Consider the following 18,056-nt stretch of genomic DNA (forward strand, 5'->3'; position numbering starts at 1 on the left):
ATTGCAAAGAAAATATTAGCAAAGGGCGAAAAATAATCTCCTTCCTGCAAATCAAGCCCGCCGAATCCGAATAATAACTGCCCCATGCCATCTGCCGTATAACCTTCCATTGAAAAAATATCAATGCCGGAGAATGTTTCCACGAAAGAAGTATCAATAATCCCTGAGTACTCGGTGCTACCCAGGTTAAACCGCCAGGTATTATCCTCGCTTAATGCAATGGATTTTTCCACACTGGATTCCTTGGTACAGGCTGAAAACAAAACAGTTACCACCAATCCAAGTAATAGAAGTCCTTTTTTCATAGTCGTTTATCTTTTAAGATACCTGCACGTTTAAGATACCTGCACGTCGTCATTAACACGTGTACTGGTTTCAATTGGTCGTTTTTTATTCGGATCTTCTTTTCCCATAAACTTATTCTGGAAAAGAAGCAGGGCAATTACACCAACCGAAATAGAGGCATCTGCAATATTGAACACCGGGCTAAAAAACTCAAACTCCTCCCCCCCTACAAACGGAAACCAACTGGGATAAGTTGTCCGGATAATCGGGAAATAAAACATATCCACCACTTTTCCGTGTAAAAAACCTGCATAGCCCTTATCCGGGAAGATCTTTGCCACCGAGGTATAGGTACTTTCTTCAAAAATCAGTCCATAGAACATACTGTCTATGAGGTTTCCGAGCGCCCCCGCAAAAATCAGCCCAACGCATACAATAAAACCAGGGTGTTGCTGCTTCCTCAATATACTCCGAATGTACCATACCCCAAATACTACCGCCACCATCCTGAACAGGGTTAACGCAATTTTACCGAAATCGCCGCCAAATTTCCATCCCCAGGCCATGCCTTCATTTTCGACAAAATAAAGTTGGGCCCACTCCGCCTTTTCACCAAAAAGCCGGATACCACGATCATAGGGGGTCAGCGGTTGGTGGCTGGCATCCCAATGATAACTGAGCGGCATGGATGTTTTTACCCAAATCTTCAGGGCCTGATCCGCTACCAATATCAACAAAATCAATAGTATTAAGTTCCTGGCTTTTGACATATATTCAAAGTAAAACAACAAAGATAACCGTTGCACTCGTTTTATTCCTGGTAATAAATTCTTTTTACCCGCTGTGAAATACCGGTCAGGATTTCATAGGGTATGGTACCTGCCCATTCTGCCAGTTTTGCTACCGGCAGGCCTTTCCCGAATACGGTAACGGGATCGCCTTCCCGAACACCGGGTACCCCGCTGATATCAATCATGGTCATATCCATACAAACCGATCCAATGGTGGGCACCAGGCTTCCTTTTAGCAGCACCCAGCCTGCGCCATTTCCCAGGGATCGGGGATACCCGTCGGCATACCCCAGCCGTATGGTTGCAATAGTGGTAGGCCGCAGTATCTTACCCCTCCTCCCATAACCCACCGATTCCCCGGCCTCCAGTTCCTTGATCTGTGCAATGGTAGTAACCAGGGTGGACACCTCTTCCAACTGGTTAGTTTCACCCATGGCTGCATCAAACCCATACAAGCCAATGCCCAGCCGAACCATATCAAACTGCCATTGCGGATGGCGGAATATACCGGATGTATTTTCAATATGCCGCAGAAAGGGATAGGTGATCACTTGCTTTAACCCGTTGGTAAAAACCTCAAACCGCTCTACCTGCTGCCGGGTAAATGCATCAAAAGCCGGATCCTCACTGGCAGCCAGGTGGCTGAACACAGACTGAACTTTACAGGCGGTGGAGGGAAGATGTTCTAGCAGGAAGGGCAATTCGGAAAGAGAAAATCCCAACCGGTTCATACCTGTTTCTACCTCCAGGTGCACCGGGTACTGAGGTATCCCCTCCTGCCGGATAAAGGCATCAAATGCCCGAAACAGCCGCACAGAAAACAATACCGGCTCCAGGTTATGCTCCACCAGGGTTTCAAAGCCAGGGGGCGCCACATTCATAACCATTATTGGCAGATGTATACCTGCTTTGCGCAGGGCTACCCCTTCATCGGTATAGGCTACCGCCAGGTAGTCTACCCCATGGAACTGGAGCAGGTTAGCTATTTCATAACTGCCACTGCCATAGGAAAATGCTTTTACCATGGCCATGAGCCGGGTGCCGGTATGCAGGCGTTGCTGGTACCATTTCAGGTTTTGCAACATGGCATTGAGGTTAATTTCCATAACCGTTTGGTGTACCTGCTTTTCCAGTTGAGCCGATATGCGTTCGAACTGGAACCGGCGGGCTCCTTTTACGAGGATGGTTTCCTCCCGGAAACTCAATTCATCCCAATGCTGCAGCAGCAGCTCACTGGCCTCAAAAAATTGCAGTTCAGGAATTCCGTAGGCCTGAAATAGTTCCTTATGTGCGGCAATGGCGGTACCCACCCCAATCAGCCTGCTTACGCCGTGGTGGTGTAATAAAGCTGCTACCCGTTCATACAATTGCGTTGCCGCCCAGCCGGTTTCCGGAATATCAGAAAGCAGCACGGTTTTTTTTGCATGTTGTTGCTGCTGGGCTAAAAAATCAAGTGCAATTACCAGGGAACTTATATCTGCCGAATAACTGTCATTGATAACCGAACATTGATTAATTCCTTCCTTCAACTCAAGCCGCATTGAAATTGCATGCAACATGGCCATGCGCTGCTGAATAACCGGAATTGCAATATCCAGCGCCAGCATTACCAATGCCGCCGTAAGGGCATTTTCTACCGCGGCCTCATTACTAAAGGGAATGTCTAAACGAAATTCTTTCTCGTTATAAAGAAGCTGTACCTGGGTGGCTTCTTCTTTTTTTTCGAGTGAAAGGATTTTCAGTTCCGCCGCAGCCTCCTGCCCCCAACGCAGTAGTTGTTGCCCGGGCTGCAAATGTGTTTCAATATAATCGTTGATCCAGTCTTCCTGGAAATGGGTAATTATAAGCGGGCAAGCCTGGAAGAGTTGCCATTTCTCCGCCAGTTTTTCTTCCATTGATTCAAACCCTTCACTATGTGCCAATCCAAGGTTGGTAAATATGCCAATACTTGGTTGCAGGATCTGCTGGAGTTTTTTCATTTCTCCCCTGCGCGATATGCCGGCTTCAAAAATAGCCAGTTGATGCCCTTCATTCATTAACCATACACTCAATGGCACCCCGATCTGTGAATTATAACTACGCGGACTGCGGATGATGCTAAAATCAGGTTCCAGCAACTGGTTCAGCCATTCTTTTACTGTTGTTTTTCCATTGCTGCCGGTAATAGCCAGTACCGGGATGGAAAATCGGGTACGATGATGTTCCGCTAAAACCTGCAAGGCCTGCACCGTATCGGGCACCCAAAGCAGGTTGGCACCCGGGTAAACTGCCGGGTCTTGCTCTTCACTTACCAGAAAATTCCGTACTCCCTGCTGGTACAAGGCGGGTATAAACTGATGGCCATTCCTGCTTCCGGAAACCAGGGCAAAAAAAACGGTGCTTTCCGGGAACAATAGTTTCCGGCTGTCGTTGAGCAGGTGTTGAATACTACTGTTCTCCGCTTTTTGCAGCCAGCGGGCATGTACAATGCTTGCGATTTCTGCAATACGGTACATGGTTAGGAGACCTCCTTTTTATTGGCAACCAGTATGGAATAAACAATAGAAGCGCCGATACAAACCACAATTACCAACAGAGATACATATACCGGTAACTTAATATGAAAATATTCTACCAGCATTTTCAGGCCGATAAATACCAGCACAATGGCAATACCCTGTTGCAGGTAGGAAAACTTATTAACCGCGCCTTTCAGCAGGAAGAATAAAGACCTTAAGCCCAATACCGCAAATATGTTGGAAGTATACACCACCATACGATCCTGCGATATGGCAAATACGGCCGGAATAGAATCAAGGGCAAAAATTATATCGGTGGTAGCCAGCATAATTACCACTACGAACATGCTGGTGTAATACCGCTTTCCATCCTGGCGGATGGTGTATTTACCACCGCCATCATGGGCCACCAAGGGAAGTATGCGTTGCAGAAATTTGTACACAGCATTTTCTGACATATCCGTTTCTTCATCGTGTTTGGCAGAAAACATTTTAACGCCGGTATACAAAAGCAAGGCGCCAAATACATATAATAACCAGTGAAACCGCTCAATCAGCACAATTCCTACTGAAATAAAAATGATCCGGAATACAATAGCCAGTATAATACCAATCAGTAATACCCGCGGCACATAATCGTTTTTCACCCCAAAAAAAGTAAAGATGAGAATGAATACAAAGATATTATCAATACTCAGCGACCATTCCATCAGGTAAGCGCTCAGGTATTCAAGGGCAGGTTTTTGCCCGTCTTCGAACCATACAAAAACAAAAAAAGCCAGGGCAAGAGAAACCCAGAAAATAGTTTGTCCCAATGCTTTTTTGATCGTGATCTCGGCTGATTTTTTACTCATCAGACCAAGGTCAAAAACAAGGGCCAATACTACTACAATTCCAAAAACCAAATACGTAATCTGTTCGGGTGTCATGTCTGTTTATTTGTGCTGAAAACGACGCTTTCGGATAAAATGAAATAGCCATCCGAATACCAGCATCAGCAGTACGGGTAAGACGATATTTATGAGTTGCCAGTTGGTCTTCTGTTCATCCAATTTTTTCTGATCCAGCAACCGCAGGCTGAAATCCTTTGCCCTTGTTTCCAGTATACCCGATTCATCTACCAGGTATTCGATGGAGTTCTGGATAAAATCGCGATTGGCAAATTGAAACTTGGTATATGGATTCATACCCATTGGCAGGGGACCTTCATTTTTAGTAACGGCATTCAGGGCAATATCCCCATCGGCTATTACAATCATTTTGTTTTCGGGCGATTGTGGATTCATTTTCTGGCCAAGCGAGGTTATAAGGTCTCGCTGGGCAGCATTGAGCCGGTTGGCGTAGAGCGATGTAAATTGCCCTTCCAACAAAACAGCTACCGGTATGGCAGATTTATTGAAGGTATTAAAATCTGCTTCTGTCTGCACCGAATTCCAGCTTACTTTGGCAGGTGTTTCCAGGGTTCTTGCCTGTTGAGAACTGGCCAGCAGAATATTTTTGCGGATCCCCTTCGCCTCTACGGTATCAATGGTATTAGGAAACTGGGTGAGTACATAGTCCAGGTTTTTGGCAATCGGATGTCCGCTGTAATTCATCAACAGGGGACTATAAAACCAGGGCAATAACTGGATCTGTGGTTTACCTCCCACTGAACCAATTACAGAAGGCATTTTATCGGCATTCAGGTCCTGCAACAGGTCCTGGTTAATCCGTACTCCATAGCGGAAGAGCAGGTCGTCCAGCTCCAGTCCGCGGTCGAATGCAATAAATTCATTCTGGGTCCGCTGCAGGCTATCCATTTCTGCGTATAACTTATCGATCATCCACAGCAGCTTTCCCCCCTGCATTACGTATTGATCGAGTTTAATCTTTTGTTCATCGCTAAAAGCCAGGGTAGGTTTGGCAATAACAAGGGCATCAAAAACAGGCGGAATCAGGGGCACACTATCTATCGGCAAAATGCGGAAAGCATAATTTTTGCGTATTACATTTTCAATAAGGTCCATTACCTGATCGGTAAGAGGCTGCCCATTGCCTACGAGGTAGCCGATCAGGGGCACCGTGTCCTGGTTCAGTTGTTTAATGGCATTGGCAAACTTGAACTCGAGCAAGGCTTCGGCGGTATTCAGCGATTCCAGTCCGCCGTTGGCGCTTACGCCTTGTAATAGATCGATGGCAGTGGTTCTTCCTTTCAGCTGTAGTACGGCACCGGGAAAAACCAACCGCTCCTCCTGCCCTTCTCCCTGCTTCGTTTGTGCCTTAATGTTGGTAGGGTTGAGTCCTAACCTCGACAGGGAATCATAGAGAATAGCTTTGGCAGTATCGTTTAGGCCATCGCCGGGTTTTATAAACTGAAAACGCAGGTTTGATTTACCCACCGCTTTAAATTCACGCAGAAGATCGTCTGTACTGGCGGCCAGTTTTTTAAAACCCGCGGGTAGTTCTCCGCTCAGTAATACGTCTATCTGAACAGGTTCTTCCAGTTCTGTCAGTAATTTCCGCGTGGGAGCAGACAGGGTATAACGGCCTTCGGCTGTAAGGTCTGCCCGCATCGGGGCCAGTTCTGCCATCCAGTTGATTGCAAGCACCAATACCAGCAGAATGATCCAATAATATTTGTTGGAGAAGAGTATATTTTTCATACTGCCTGATTCAGCGCAATTTTTCGGTTGGTAATCAAAAGAAAAAAGAGAATGATACTGCCGAAATAGATGATATCACGGCTATCAATCACTCCCCTGCTAATGCTTTTGTAGTGGAAATCAATCCCGATTTTCTGCAACAGGTAATCGGCAGAGCCTTCAAGTGCTGGTAACTGGCTGAGGGCATCAAAGCCTGAATAAAGAATAAAACACATAAATGCGCTCAGCAAAAATGCGATTACACTGTTGGAATTCAGACTGCTGCACCAGGTACCAATAGCCGTAAATACGGCAGCCAGCAAAAACAAGCCAATATAAGAGCCGATGGTTCCGCCCCAGTCTATTCCCTTATCAACAGCCAGTGCATCCATACTAAATGCGTATAACACGGTGGGCAGCAGGGCAATAGCTACAATGGTATAAGCCCCCAGGAATTTCCCTGTTACCAATTGGGTAGCGGTTAGGGGTCGGGTAGCCAGGATTTCAAACGTACCTGCTTTGAATTCATCGGCCCAACTGCGCATGGTTACTGCCGGAACCAGAAACAGCAGTATCCAGGGTGCCAATTGAAAAAACTTATCCAGGCTTGCATACCCATAATCCAGCATACTGGAATCGGGAAATACAAACAGGAATAACCCGTTGAGCAGCAGGAATACGACGATGGCAACCAGGCCCGTCAGACTTCCAAAAAATTGCCTGATTTCTTTTTTAGCGATCGACCACATAAGGATCAAAAATAGGGGATAAAAAGGTGATTGATGTATGCTTTCACCGTTTTATCATACGGCAAAACTTTCGCCGCAGGCGCAGGTTCTGCTGGCATTGGGATTACTGAAATAAAATCCTTTGCCATTTAGTCCGTCAGAAAATTCAAGCGTAGTATTTACCAGGTAAAGGAAACTTTTCAGATCGGTCACTACTTTAATCCCATTATCTTCAAATACCTGATCAGCCGGTTTGGACTCGTTATCAAAGTCGAGTTTATAGCTAAGGCCGGAACAGCCTCCGCCGACAACGGACACCCGCAGGAAATAATCGCCTGTTTTATGCACGTCTGCTTCTTCCAGCAGCTTCACTACCCGTTCTTTCGCTTTATCACTTACAAATAACATATTCGTTTCCTTTTAATTATAACTACCGCTGGTAGTATACGGCAAAATTACAACTATTTAAATTGTGGTTGTTTTGCCCGTTGTGTTAACCGAGGGGTAAAATTCACGGAAAAGTTGTATCACCTGCATAATTTCTTCTTCGGTGGTAAAGCGACCGAGCCCGAAACGAAGGGCAGAATACGCACGCTGATCAGGAAATCCCATGGCTTTCAATACATAGGAAGGTTCCAGGGTGGCCGAAGTGCAGGCAGATCCTGCTGACAAGGCGATGGTTTTGTTAAAATGTAACAAAAGGCTGTTGGAATCGCGGTCTGCAAACGAGAGGTTAAGGGTATGAGGAAGCCGGTTAAGCGGATCGCCGTTCAGCTCCACACCCGGAAGAGATAATAAATTTTCCTGCAGGAGGTTTCGTAACTGCTCCAGCCGGATGGATTCTGCCGGCATCTCTACCCTGCAGAGTTCGGCTGCTTTCCCCAATCCTACAATTCCAGGTACATTCAGGGTGCCCGAGCGCATACCCCGTTCATGCCCGCCGCCATCGAGTTGGGGCGTCAGCTTTACCCGGGGATCTCTGCGCCGTACATACAAAGCGCCGACACCTTTGGGTCCATAGAATTTATGCGCCGACAGCGTTAACAGGTCAATGCCATCCGCCTGTACAGCTACCGGTAGTTTACCAACCGCCTGGGTAGCATCGGTAAAAAACAATACCCCGTGTTTTTTTGCAATTTGTCCGATTGCTGCTATCGGCAGGATTACGCCCGTTTCGTTATTGGCATACATCATCGCAAGCAGTATAGTAGTAGGCCGGATAGCTTGCTCCAGCTCCTGCAGGTCGGGTAGCCCCGCTGCATTTACCGGCAGCCAGGTAATTTCCACTCCCTTTTTTTCGAGATGCTTGCAGGTATCGATAACAGCTTTGTGTTCAGTTACACAGGTAATGATATGATTTCCTTTTCCCTGGTACATTTCTGCTACCCCTTTTATGGCCAGGTTTACGCCTTCTGTTGCCCCGGAAGTGAATACAATTTCCTGGGGAACTGCTCCAATTAGCCTGGCTACCCGTTCTCTTGCAAGCTCCACAGCCTCTTCCGCCATCCAGCCATAGGCATGGGTGCGGCTGGCTGCATTGCCAAAATGCTGCTGGTAATAAGGCAAAAATTCTTGCAATACCCGCGGATCCACCGGTGTGGTGGCATTGTTATCCAAGTAAATGGGAAACTGAAGATTTGAACGCATAAGATATGCCCTAAAGTTAGGCTTAATATCGACCCCGAATTCAGGCCCTTCTCCCCCCTGGATATTGACCAACTCAATGCCCCGGGCCAGCCATGCTTTAATGCATTAACCCACAGCTACTTCAAATCCCCGGAAGCCGGGGTCAGATCATTGTAATCGAAAGCTTTGCAGGACTTAAGCATTTTTTATAGCTTGCTGTATGACCCAGATTGAACACATCGGAATTGCTGTAAAAGAGCTGTCGACTGCCATCCCTTTATACGAGCTGCTACTAAATACGCCTTGTTACAAAACCGAGGAAGTGCAGACGGAAAAGGTTCGAACCGCTTTTTTTCAAGTAGGAGATACCAAGCTTGAGTTGCTCGAAAGTACCGACCCGCAAGGGGTAATAGCCCGTTTTATTGAAAAAAGAGGCGAAGGCATGCATCATATTGCGTTTGCAGTAAATGATATCCGTGCGGAAATGGCCCGCCTGCAAGCCGCCGGATTTGAGCTGCTCAACCCCGAACCAAAATTCGGCGCCGATAATAAATTGGTTTGTTTTTTACACCCAAAAGGAACAACCGGGGTGCTGGTGGAGTTGTGTGAGGAGAGAGTGGTGACGGGATAAAGAGGAAGGGTGAAGGTGGAAACGGAGGAAAATGAAGGTGGAAGAGCGGCCTTGTTTTTGAAGATAGGGGGCAGGTTTAGAATCAGGAGTTGATTTTTGAAGAAAGCAAGTGTTTTTGAGCAATGAAGCCTTGTATTAAACGATAAGGCAATTATTGGCGGCAGTTGAGTGGATTGAAAAATACAAAAGACTTCAAGAATGTCCTCCCGGCTGATTCTGCTTAATGGCGGGGGCCTTCTCTAACCAGATTTTTTTCTAACAGATTTTTTAAGGCAGGCGCCTTTCAAAGCAGATCGTTCAAACAGCTATTTCTCCAAAAATTTTCAAACCCGATCTTTCCCAACCAATCGCCTATTCTACCGCATCCCTTCTCCTTCCACCGTTTCCTCCGTTCTTCGTTTCCTCTTCCCTATCCCCCCTCGCTCTCCTTATTCAGCCCCAGCTTCACAACAGCGGCCTGCGCTGCTACCTGGCTGGCGTCTTTTTTATTGTAGGCTTTGCCTTGCGCAAGCAGTTCGCCATCCACAATGGCGCCAATGGTAAAAAGGCGGCGGCCTCCTTCAAATTTTTCTTCCAGGGTTTCGAACTCCAGGTTTTTGCCGTTTTTATTGGCCCAGCCGTAAAGTTTATTTTTATGGTTGATCTCCAGGATTTCCAGGTCGTCCATAAACATATAGGGCAGGATGATCCGCTCCAGCACCCAGGTGCGGGTTTTTTTGAATCCTTTATCAAGGTACACCGCTCCTACCACTGCCTCCAGTGTATTGCCGAAAATCTGGCTGACTTTCAGCGAATTATCAAACTTGTTAAAATAAACGATTTTTTTGAGGCCCATTTTAATGGCCACATCATTAAGGGTAACACGGTTTACCATTTTTGACCGCATTTCTGTAAGAAACCCTTCTTCCCTGTAAGGATATTTTTTGAAGAGAAAATCAGCCACAATGCCGCTTAAAATAGCATCTCCAAGATACTCCAGCCGTTCATTATTATCGGCAGAGGAATCTTTCACCGACCGGTGGGTCAGTGCGGTTTTGTAGAGGTCCGTATTACTTGGCGCAAATCCCAGGACATTCTTCAATTGCTTTTTGAATTCCTTGGTTTCGGGAGAAGAGCCTTTCAGGATGCTATCAAATAAACCCACAGTGTTCGTTTAGTTACCGGGGTCAATATAAGCGATTGGCGCCAGACTTCATTATTAACCTTCAAATTTCTTCACAATCACACAGGCATTATGCCCGCCGAAGCCAAAGGTATTGCTCAAGGCGGCGCGTACCGTCCGCTTTTGTGCTTTATTAAAGGTAAAATTCAGTTGAGGATCCAATTCCGGATCATCCGTAAAATGGTTGATGGTCGGCGGAATAATATCATGTACCACCGCCTGGATGGCTGCTATTGCCTCAATTACCCCGGCTGCTCCAAGGCAATGGCCCGTCATGGATTTGGTAGCCGAAATATTCAGCTTATAGGCATGCTCACCAAATACATTCATAATAGCTTTTACTTCTGCAATATCGCCCAGCGGTGTAGAAGTACCATGGGTATTGATGTAGTCAATATCACCCGGTTTCATACCTGCATCATCCAGGGCTGCCAGCATTACATTACGCGCACCCAACCCTTCGGGATGGGGGGCGGTAATATGGTGGGCATCGGCTGTAGCGCCACCACCGGCAATTTCACAATAAATCTTGGCTCCTCTTGCTTTGGCATGTTCCAATTCTTCCAGGACAAGGATACCCGCTGCTTCTCCCATAACAAACCCATCGCGGTCCTTATCATAAGGACGGCTGGCCGTTGCGGGTTCGTCATTGCGCTCGCTCATTGCTTTCATGGCATTGAAACCGCCTACCCCTGCTTCGCTGATAACGGCTTCGGAACCACCACTTACGATGATATCGGCTTTTCCCAGTTTAATCAGGTTAACTGCTTCAATAATAGCATTGGTACTGCTGGCACAGGCACTTACCACGGCAAAATTGGGTCCGCGGAGATTGTGTCGCATGGAAATTTGTCCGGCTGCAATATCAAGGATCATTTTTGGAATGAAAAAAGGATTGAAACGCGGGGTTCCGTCTCCCTTGGCAAAATCCATTACTTCGTTCTGGAAAGTAATAAGTCCGCCGATTCCACTACCAAATACAACCCCGATCCGATCCGGGTTAATGGTTTCCTTATTCAGCCCGGCATCTGCCATAGCTTCATCAGAAACCACCAGCGCAAACTGGGTAAACCGGTCGATTTTGCGGGCTTCTTTTTTATCAAGAAAATTCGTTGGATCAAAGTTCTTAACCTCACAGGCAAACTTTGTTTTGAATTTGGAAGCATCAAACAAAGTAATATGGTCTGCACCGGGAGTTCCGTTTAGCAGTCCTTCCCAATACTCCTGCAGGGTATTCCCGATAGGAGTAAGTGCGCCCATACCTGTGACTACAACTCTTTTAAGTTCCATGTAGATTGCCGGATTTTAAAAGTGAATAATCCGCCTTCTTAGCGGAAATGCTTTCGAGAGGCGGATTAAATATTGCCTGTAACGGTATTCCGTTTACTTAGCGTGCTCTTCTAAATAAGCAACAGCCTGGCCTACAGTAGTTATGGTTTCGGCCTGCTCATCCGGGATAGAGATATTGAATTCTTTTTCGAATTCCATGATCAGTTCTACTGTATCCAGAGAGTCAGCTCCAAGATCATTGGTAAAAGAAGCTTCGTTAGTTACTTCTGCTTCGTCTACTCCTAATTTGTCAACAATGATCTTTTTAACTCTTGTTGCGATGTCTGACATTGTAGTAAAGTTTAGTTACGGCTGCAAAAATATACTTTTTGGGTAAATAACAATTTTTGCTGCTTTTTTTAATTTCTGAGCAGAAAATAATACGGTTTTACTAACAGCCAGTAGTAATTTACAGACGGGCAGGTTTTCGGTTGCCCTATTTTTGTAATTTAGGTACCCCAACACCACATTAAACAGCAGCAGATGGCACTTAAGATCATTGACCACGGAACGCCGGAATACAACCAGATGATCAAACTTCGGGATGATATTCTGCGGAAACCGCTGGGACTTAGTTTTAGCCAGGAAGAACTGTTACAGGAAAAAGACCAGATACTTATCGGTGCGTTTGACGACGACAAAATGCTTGGCTGCTGCATGCTGGTAAATGAGGGCGATGGTACGGTTCGGCTGCGGCAGATGGCTGTTAATAACAACCTGCAGGGTAAAGGAATTGGCCGGGCATTGATGAATTTTGCCGAAAATATAGCCCGCGACCAGGGTTACAAACGCCTTACCATGCATGCCCGTAAAACCGCCATCGGGTTTTACGAACACCTTGGTTATCAGATCAGTAGCGAAGAATTTGAGGAGGTTACCATCCCTCATTTCGTTATGGAAAAGCGCCTACGCTAAACGTAGGGCAGGTTTTGCCCCTGGCAGGCCACCCAGGTAATTCAGCGTTTCGTCCAACAATACCAGGTCCTCAAAATTCCGGATATTCCAATGCACCCGGTCGGGCCGGAATTCGGGGTTATTTACCGCAATCACCTGCATACCGGCCGTAATAGCCGAAGTAATTCCACTGTCAGAATCTTCAAAAACCAGGCAATTTGCTGGGTCTATCCCTAATTTGCCCGCTCCTTTCAGATAGGGTTCAGGCGCTGGTTTTCCCCGCTGCACATCTTCTGCCGTAATACTGTCGGAGATAAACCGGTCGAGCCGGTGTTGTTTCAAAAAATGCCAGGCCCTTTTGGTTGGCGAGCTGGTTACCAGCATAAAGGGTATGCGGCGGTCCGTCAATGCTGCCATAAAATTCTCCACCCCTGGTACCAGCTCCGGTTTCATCACGAGGTCATAAGCCACCCCATCATCATAAATTTCCTGTTTACGCGTAGCATCTGATTGATGAAAAAGCGTATGAATGGTTTCCCAGGTAGTACGCCCGTGAATGGTTTCCTTGATCACCCGTTCATTAAACTCCACTCCTTCTTTTTCGGCCCAGCCTCCCCAGAAGGCTTCAATAACAGGGTTTGAATCCAATATTACTCCATCCAGGTCAAACAAAACTGCTTTAATCATATAAGTTCTTCTTTGGTTTCCAGTTGGTTGGCACCCAATACCTGCCGGTGCATACGTTGCAAAAATGCCAGGATAGTGGCCATGTCTTTCATGCCTTCTACCACCAACAGGAAATTTTTTCCGCTCTGTTTCAGGCGCGCATTGTTGGTATAGGTTTGCAGGTAGGACAAAATACCGTGAAACAGGTCCGATTCAAAATAGGGAGAATCGTGTTTGTTGACGAAAAAACATTTCAGTACCTGATCCCGCAGCAGTAGTTTTTCAAAGCCCAGTTCAACACTCAGTTTTCGGATCCTGACGGTATCGAATAGGTCTTCCACCTGGGGTGGCATCGGTCCGAAACGATCGGTCATTTCCTGGTGAAAATCCTGTAACTCTGCCTCATTGTCGCAATTATCGAGGCGCTGGTAGAGCGATAAGCGTTCACCGATGCTTTCCACATATTCATCCGGTATCAGTATTTCAAGATCGGTATCAATGGTACAATCCTGCACATAATCTTCCTGTTTTGCAATTTCCTCCTTAAATAGTTCCCTAAAGGAGGTACGTTTAAGTTCACGGATAGCTTCATCCAGGATTTTCTGGTACATTTCAAAACCTATATCGGCCATGAAGCCGCTTTGTTCGCCTCCCAGCAAATTACCCGCACCACGAATATCCAGGTCGCGCATCGCTATCTGGAAACCACTGCCCAGTTCGCTGTGCTGTTCGAGGGTCTGCAGTCTTTTTTTTGAATCGGAAGGCAGGGTACTCATCGGGGGCGCCAGCAGGTAACAGAAGGCTTTCTTATTACTTCTGCCTACCCGTCCTCTTAACTGGTGCAGATCACTGAGCCCGAATTGGTGGGCATTATTAACAATTATAGTATTAACATTCGGAATATCCACCCCGCTTTCAACAATATTGGTACATACCAGAACATCGTATTTTTTATCAATAAAATCCAGTATCCGCTCTTCGAGCTCATGCCCCTCCATTTGCCCATGTGCATACCCGATACTTAAATCAGGGCAATGGCTTTGGATAATAGCTGCCATTTCGGGCAGGCCTTTTACGCGGTTATGAATGAAAAATACCTGGCCGCCGCGTTCTGTTTCAAAATATATAGCGTCTCGGATAAAATCCTCGTTATAAACCTGTACTTCTGTTTGTATGGGCTGCCGGTTGGGGGGTGGGGTATTCATGATGCTAAGGTCTCTTGCCCCCATCAAACTGAATTGAAGTGTTCTTGGTATAGGTGTTGCCGTTAGTGTAAGGCAATCTACATTGGTCCGCAGGGTTTTTATTTTTTCCTTGTGAGCCACCCCAAATTTCTGTTCCTCGTCAATTATCAGAATACCCAGGTCTTTGAACTTTACTTCCTTACCCAAAATACCATGGGTACCTACCAGGATATCAATTTTTCCTTCTTCCAGTTTTTTGAGGGTTTCCTTTTTTTCCTTGGCGCTTTTAAAGCGGTTGATGAAATCCACCGTAACAGGGAAATCTCGTAACCGGTCTGAAAAAGTTTTATAATGCTGAAAAGCCAGAATAGTAGTAGGAACCAGCACAGCAGCCTGCTTACCATCTACAACAGATTTAAAAGCCGCCCGGATAGCCACTTCCGTTTTACCAAAACCCACATCTCCGCAAACCAGCCGATCCATGGGCGAGGGGGCTTCCATATCTTTCTTTACATCGGCCGTAGCCTTGCTTTGGTCTGGGGTATCTTCATAAATGAAGGAAGCTTCCAGTTCTGTTTGCAGGTAGGTATCCGGGGCATGCTGAAATCCCTGTTGTGCTTTCCGCTGGGCATAAAGCTGTATAAGATCGAAAGCAATTTCCTTAACCTTGGTTTTTGTTTTCTCCTTAAGTTTATTCCAGGCATCGCTGCCCAGCTTATTTACTTTGGGCACCGTTCCTTCCTTGCCGGTATATTTGGATATTTTGTGTAGGGAATTAATATTTACGTACAGGATATCGCTGTCTTTGTAAATAATCCGAACGGCTTCCTGAAGTTTTCCATTTACATCCAGCTTCTGCAAACCACTGTATACACCTACCCCATGGTCGATGTGTGAAACAAAATCGCCCGGCTGCAACTCCCGCAGGGTTCGGATCGTAAGTGCCTTGTTTTTGTTATAGGCCTGCTTAACCTTGTACTTGTGATAACGCTGAAAGATCTGGTGATCGGTATAGCAAAGCACTTTATTGGCTTCATCAATGAAACCGCCGTGGATAGCAACAGGAATTGGTGTAAACTGTATCTCTGCTTTCAGGTCGGCAAAAATGCTGTAGAGCCGCTCCAGCTGTTTGGGGTTTTCTGCAAACAGGTAAAGGTTCAATCCTTTTTTAGCCCATTGCTGCAGATCTTTTATCAGCAGTTCAAACTGCCGGTTAAATGCAGGCTGTGGTTTTGTTTGAAAATCTATTTCATAAGTAACCCGGCCATTCCAGGTAGCATGCCCCTCCATCTCAACCAGGTGATGAGCAGCCAACAAAGTTTCGATGGCAGAGGCTGTCAGAAACTCTTCTTTTTTGATGGTAGTTCGGATTAATTTATCCTCTTCTTCTTCCTCCCGGGCAGGGGTTGTTTCAGCTCTTTGTAAAAAAAGATCCAGTTCTTCTTCCTGCAATTCCAATCGTTCTTTTACAAACTGCCATTCATTCATCCACACAACAGTATTGGGTGGCATAAAATCAAACAGCGAAATGCTGGCTTCTTCGGGCATCTCCGATTGTAAATTCGGAATAATACTTACCTGCAGTAATTTTCTTTCGCTTAGTTGCGATTCCGGGTCAAAAAGCCGGATACTGTCTACTTCATTTCCGAAAAGTTCAATACGATAAGGCTTTTCATTCCCAAAGGAATAAATATCAAGGATGCCCCCCCGCACGGCAAATTGACCGGGTTCGTACACAAAATCGGTACGGGTAAATCCGGCATCGGTTAATTGCTCGTATAATTGAACGGTATCCAGTGAGTCATTGACTTTGATCCGGATAATATTCCCGCTTAATGTTTCGGGTTTAACCAGTTTTTCGATCAGTGCTTCGGGATAGGTAATGACGATTTTCTTATTTCCCCCGGTACTAAGCCGGGTAAGCGCTTCTGTCCGTAACATTACATGGCTGCTGTTGAGCAGGCGGTAATTTTTCTTATTCCGGAAAGAAGAGGGGAAATAGAAAAGATCCAACGCATTACTAAGGTTTTCCATGGTATTGTGGAAGTATGCGGCTTCTTCCGCATCATTTACTACCACAATATGGTTAAGCTGTTCGGTAATGGAATTCCTGAATATGCTGGTTAATAGAAATTCCGGGGAGCTGCCGGACAGATTTTTCAGCACCAGGTGCTGGGGTACAGACAAAGAGAGCTTGTCCGCCAATTGAAAAAGGCGGGGATCCTTTGCGTATTGCTCCATTAATTGTTCCAAATTCATACCACACAACCGCCTTAAAACAGGGCGGAAGCTGCAAAGGTAATACGAATAGTTTTTTATATCTTGTGTCAACCACTAAGCTTATAAAAACGTTTTGAATTGAAACGTTGTTAATCACTCCGTATGAACAAAGCAATCCTGACTGCTTCTTTTACCGCTGTAGCCCTTATTGTAGCCGGTTATTTACTGAATTCCGGAGAAAAGGAGGAAACCGCCACTATTTACAGGGGCAATAAACCAAGAAAAAAGAAAACCATGTCAGAGCGGGCTTTTTTCAGCCAGCAGCGGGTTCAGTACGAGTATGATATGTTGAAAGACGGTGGAACCGGCAGGTTTCCGGCTGGTATACACGACCGCGAACTTTCCTTTGCAAAAAGACTTCCGGTAAAAGAAGCCGTTCAGCGCGATTTCTTATCGCCTTTTGCAGACAATTCCTATACACCGGCCGGGCCAGAGAATTTTGGCGGGCGCACCCGCTCACTCGCTTTTGACAAACGATTCGGAACAGGGGGCAACCAGGTGATCCTGGCAGGGGCAATCAGCGGAGGCATCTATCGCTCCACCAATGGTGGTACCAGCTGGACAAATGTTACTCCAGAAAATGAAATTCACAATGTTTCTGCCATAGCGCAGGATACCAGAACAGGGCAGGAAAATACCTGGTATGCAGGAGGCGGAGAGGCATTGGGCAACTCGGCATCTCCGGCCGCCGGCGGTGCTTTTTACCTGGGAAATGGCTTGTTTAAATCAACTGATAATGGGGCAAGCTGGCAGCGGTTAACCACTACCTTCCAGGGAAACCTGGAGGTTTTTGATGCCCCATTTGATATCGTACACAAAATTGTGGTGAACCCGATTAATGGGCATGTATACGTAGCCGCCCACCGGCGCCTGATGCGCAGTACCAATGGAGGCACCAGTTTCGAAGAAGTATTTGCAGGATCACAGGCCGCAGCAGCAGACAATGGACAAATGGATGTTACCATCACCAATACGGGAAGAATTTACATAGCCGTTAACGGGGGATTTGCCGATCAGAACCGCCGGGGACTCTGGTTTTCTGAAACGGGCAACCTCAATAGCTGGACAAGATTTGCGGGCGGGCAAACCCTTAATTCAGATTCTATTGCCGGGTGGAGAGGGAATAGCTATACGAATTCCGGGGCCCTTTCTACCGCTTCAAAACGAATTTTACTGGCCCTTGCGCCTTCCAATAACAATATTCTTTACGCGATGTACGAAAATGGATTGTCGCAGGAAGGAGCCAGCGGATCGCCGGAAGCAGACCTGTTTAAATTTGATTTTACAGCCTCTACCTTTACCAACCTGTCGGCTAATATGCCTAATTTACCCGGGCAGCGTGACGGCGTTGACCCACTTGC

General features: G+C 46.3%; 16 protein-coding genes. 3 read left to right on the top strand and 13 right to left on the bottom strand.

Annotation, left to right across the window (positions count from 1 at the left end; translation table 11 throughout):
* From A1D16_RS00590 to A1D16_RS00625, 8 genes are all read right to left on the bottom strand, one after another.
* Positions 1-305, bottom strand: a 305-nt coding sequence (locus tag A1D16_RS00590) for a hypothetical protein (protein WP_290706690.1), incomplete at its 3' end; no start/stop codon positions are given.
* Between the two features lie 30 nt (positions 306-335).
* Positions 336-1,055 carry a lipoprotein signal peptidase gene (locus tag A1D16_RS00595; protein WP_290706693.1) on the bottom strand — a complete coding sequence of 240 codons (720 nt, stop codon included), beginning with the start codon at positions 1,053-1,055 and terminating at the stop codon, positions 336-338.
* Between the two features lie 41 nt (positions 1,056-1,096).
* On the bottom strand, positions 1,097-3,571 hold the full coding sequence (locus A1D16_RS00600; protein ID WP_290706695.1) for a bifunctional UDP-N-acetylmuramoyl-tripeptide:D-alanyl-D-alanine ligase/alanine racemase: 2,475 nt from the start codon (positions 3,569-3,571) through the stop codon (positions 1,097-1,099).
* A gap of 2 nt (positions 3,572-3,573) precedes the next feature.
* Positions 3,574-4,503 (bottom strand): TerC/Alx family metal homeostasis membrane protein, encoded by a 930-nt coding sequence (locus tag A1D16_RS00605; protein WP_290706697.1) that lies wholly within the window; start codon positions 4,501-4,503, stop codon positions 3,574-3,576.
* Between the two features lie 6 nt (positions 4,504-4,509).
* The gene (gene gldG, locus A1D16_RS00610; protein ID WP_290706699.1) at positions 4,510-6,216 is read right to left on the bottom strand and encodes a gliding motility-associated ABC transporter substrate-binding protein GldG; all 1,707 of its coding nucleotides are present in this window, start codon (positions 6,214-6,216) and stop codon (positions 4,510-4,512) included.
* On the bottom strand, positions 6,213-6,944 hold the full coding sequence (gene gldF / locus A1D16_RS00615) for a gliding motility-associated ABC transporter permease subunit GldF (protein WP_290706701.1): 732 nt from the start codon (positions 6,942-6,944) through the stop codon (positions 6,213-6,215). Before gldF ends, gldG begins: the two co-directional genes overlap by 4 nt.
* A 54-nt stretch (positions 6,945-6,998) precedes the next feature.
* Complete coding sequence (locus tag A1D16_RS00620; RefSeq protein ID WP_290706703.1) at positions 6,999-7,331, bottom strand: iron-sulfur cluster assembly accessory protein; 333 nt, start codon at positions 7,329-7,331, stop codon at positions 6,999-7,001.
* A 57-nt stretch (positions 7,332-7,388) separates the two neighbouring features.
* Positions 7,389-8,570, bottom strand: coding sequence for an aminotransferase class V-fold PLP-dependent enzyme (locus tag A1D16_RS00625; RefSeq protein WP_290706705.1), 1,182 nt, complete (start codon positions 8,568-8,570; stop codon positions 7,389-7,391).
* A 199-nt stretch (positions 8,571-8,769) separates the two neighbouring features.
* On the opposite strand from A1D16_RS00625, the gene mce reads away from it, so the two are divergent.
* Positions 8,770-9,180: a methylmalonyl-CoA epimerase gene (gene mce / locus A1D16_RS00630; protein ID WP_290706707.1), complete on the top strand. Its 411-nt coding sequence runs from the start codon at positions 8,770-8,772 to the stop codon at positions 9,178-9,180.
* Between the two features lie 409 nt (positions 9,181-9,589).
* Here the strand turns inward: mce and rnc are convergent, their stop codons facing one another.
* The 3 genes from rnc to A1D16_RS00645 form a co-directional block, all read right to left on the bottom strand.
* Positions 9,590-10,324, bottom strand: a complete 735-nt coding sequence (rnc, locus tag A1D16_RS00635) for a ribonuclease III (protein WP_290706709.1) — start codon at positions 10,322-10,324, stop codon at positions 9,590-9,592.
* Between the two features lie 54 nt (positions 10,325-10,378).
* Positions 10,379-11,632 carry a beta-ketoacyl-ACP synthase II gene (gene fabF / locus A1D16_RS00640; RefSeq protein WP_290706711.1) on the bottom strand — a complete coding sequence of 418 codons (1,254 nt, stop codon included), beginning with the start codon at positions 11,630-11,632 and terminating at the stop codon, positions 10,379-10,381.
* Between the two features lie 93 nt (positions 11,633-11,725).
* A complete protein-coding gene (locus A1D16_RS00645; RefSeq protein WP_026751146.1) occupies positions 11,726-11,962 on the bottom strand; it encodes an acyl carrier protein in 237 nt (78 codons plus the stop codon).
* Between the two features lie 192 nt (positions 11,963-12,154).
* Between A1D16_RS00645 and A1D16_RS00650 the strand changes: the two genes are divergently transcribed.
* A complete protein-coding gene (locus A1D16_RS00650) occupies positions 12,155-12,586 on the top strand; it encodes a GNAT family N-acetyltransferase (RefSeq protein ID WP_290706730.1) in 432 nt (143 codons plus the stop codon).
* On the opposite strand, the gene A1D16_RS00655 is transcribed toward A1D16_RS00650, so the two are convergent.
* Positions 12,578-13,252: an HAD family phosphatase gene (locus tag A1D16_RS00655; RefSeq protein ID WP_290706732.1), complete on the bottom strand. Its 675-nt coding sequence runs from the start codon at positions 13,250-13,252 to the stop codon at positions 12,578-12,580. The two genes, A1D16_RS00650 and A1D16_RS00655, sit on opposite strands and share 9 nt — an antisense overlap.
* Complete coding sequence (gene mfd / locus A1D16_RS00660) at positions 13,249-16,674, bottom strand: transcription-repair coupling factor (protein ID WP_290706735.1); 3,426 nt, start codon at positions 16,672-16,674, stop codon at positions 13,249-13,251. The genes A1D16_RS00655 and mfd overlap by 4 nt, the downstream gene beginning before the upstream one ends.
* A 123-nt stretch (positions 16,675-16,797) precedes the next feature.
* Here mfd and A1D16_RS00665 point away from each other — a divergent pair.
* The coding region (locus tag A1D16_RS00665; RefSeq protein WP_290706737.1) for a sialidase family protein at positions 16,798-18,056 on the top strand (1,259 nt) is incomplete at its 3' end.

The sequence above is a fragment of the Flavihumibacter sp. CACIAM 22H1 genome (assembly GCF_001601815.1).
GTDB lineage: Bacteria > Bacteroidota > Bacteroidia > Chitinophagales > Chitinophagaceae > Flavihumibacter.

What these genes read in the sequence shown, in the direction of transcription:
- A1D16_RS00595 (WP_290706693.1), bottom strand. Translation starts at nt 1,055, where the DNA reads ATGTCAAAAGCCAGGAACTTAATACTATTGATTTTGTTGATATTGGTA.
- gldG (WP_290706699.1), bottom strand. Translation starts at nt 6,216, where the DNA reads ATGAAAAATATACTCTTCTCCAACAAATATTATTGGATCATTCTGCTG.
- A1D16_RS00600 (WP_290706695.1), bottom strand. Translation starts at nt 3,571, where the DNA reads ATGTACCGTATTGCAGAAATCGCAAGCATTGTACATGCCCGCTGGCTG.
- A1D16_RS00650 (WP_290706730.1), top strand. Translation starts at nt 12,155, where the DNA reads ATGGCACTTAAGATCATTGACCACGGAACGCCGGAATACAACCAGATG.
- fabF (WP_290706711.1), bottom strand. Translation starts at nt 11,632, where the DNA reads ATGGAACTTAAAAGAGTTGTAGTCACAGGTATGGGCGCACTTACTCCT.
- gldF (WP_290706701.1), bottom strand. Translation starts at nt 6,944, where the DNA reads ATGTGGTCGATCGCTAAAAAAGAAATCAGGCAATTTTTTGGAAGTCTG.
- A1D16_RS00625 (WP_290706705.1), bottom strand. Translation starts at nt 8,570, where the DNA reads ATGCGTTCAAATCTTCAGTTTCCCATTTACTTGGATAACAATGCCACC.
- A1D16_RS00605 (WP_290706697.1), bottom strand. Translation starts at nt 4,503, where the DNA reads ATGACACCCGAACAGATTACGTATTTGGTTTTTGGAATTGTAGTAGTA.
- A1D16_RS00620 (WP_290706703.1), bottom strand. Translation starts at nt 7,331, where the DNA reads ATGTTATTTGTAAGTGATAAAGCGAAAGAACGGGTAGTGAAGCTGCTG.
- mce (WP_290706707.1), top strand. Translation starts at nt 8,770, where the DNA reads ATGACCCAGATTGAACACATCGGAATTGCTGTAAAAGAGCTGTCGACT.
- A1D16_RS00645 (WP_026751146.1), bottom strand. Translation starts at nt 11,962, where the DNA reads ATGTCAGACATCGCAACAAGAGTTAAAAAGATCATTGTTGACAAATTA.
- A1D16_RS00655 (WP_290706732.1), bottom strand. Translation starts at nt 13,252, where the DNA reads ATGATTAAAGCAGTTTTGTTTGACCTGGATGGAGTAATATTGGATTCA.
- mfd (WP_290706735.1), bottom strand. Translation starts at nt 16,674, where the DNA reads ATGAATTTGGAACAATTAATGGAGCAATACGCAAAGGATCCCCGCCTT.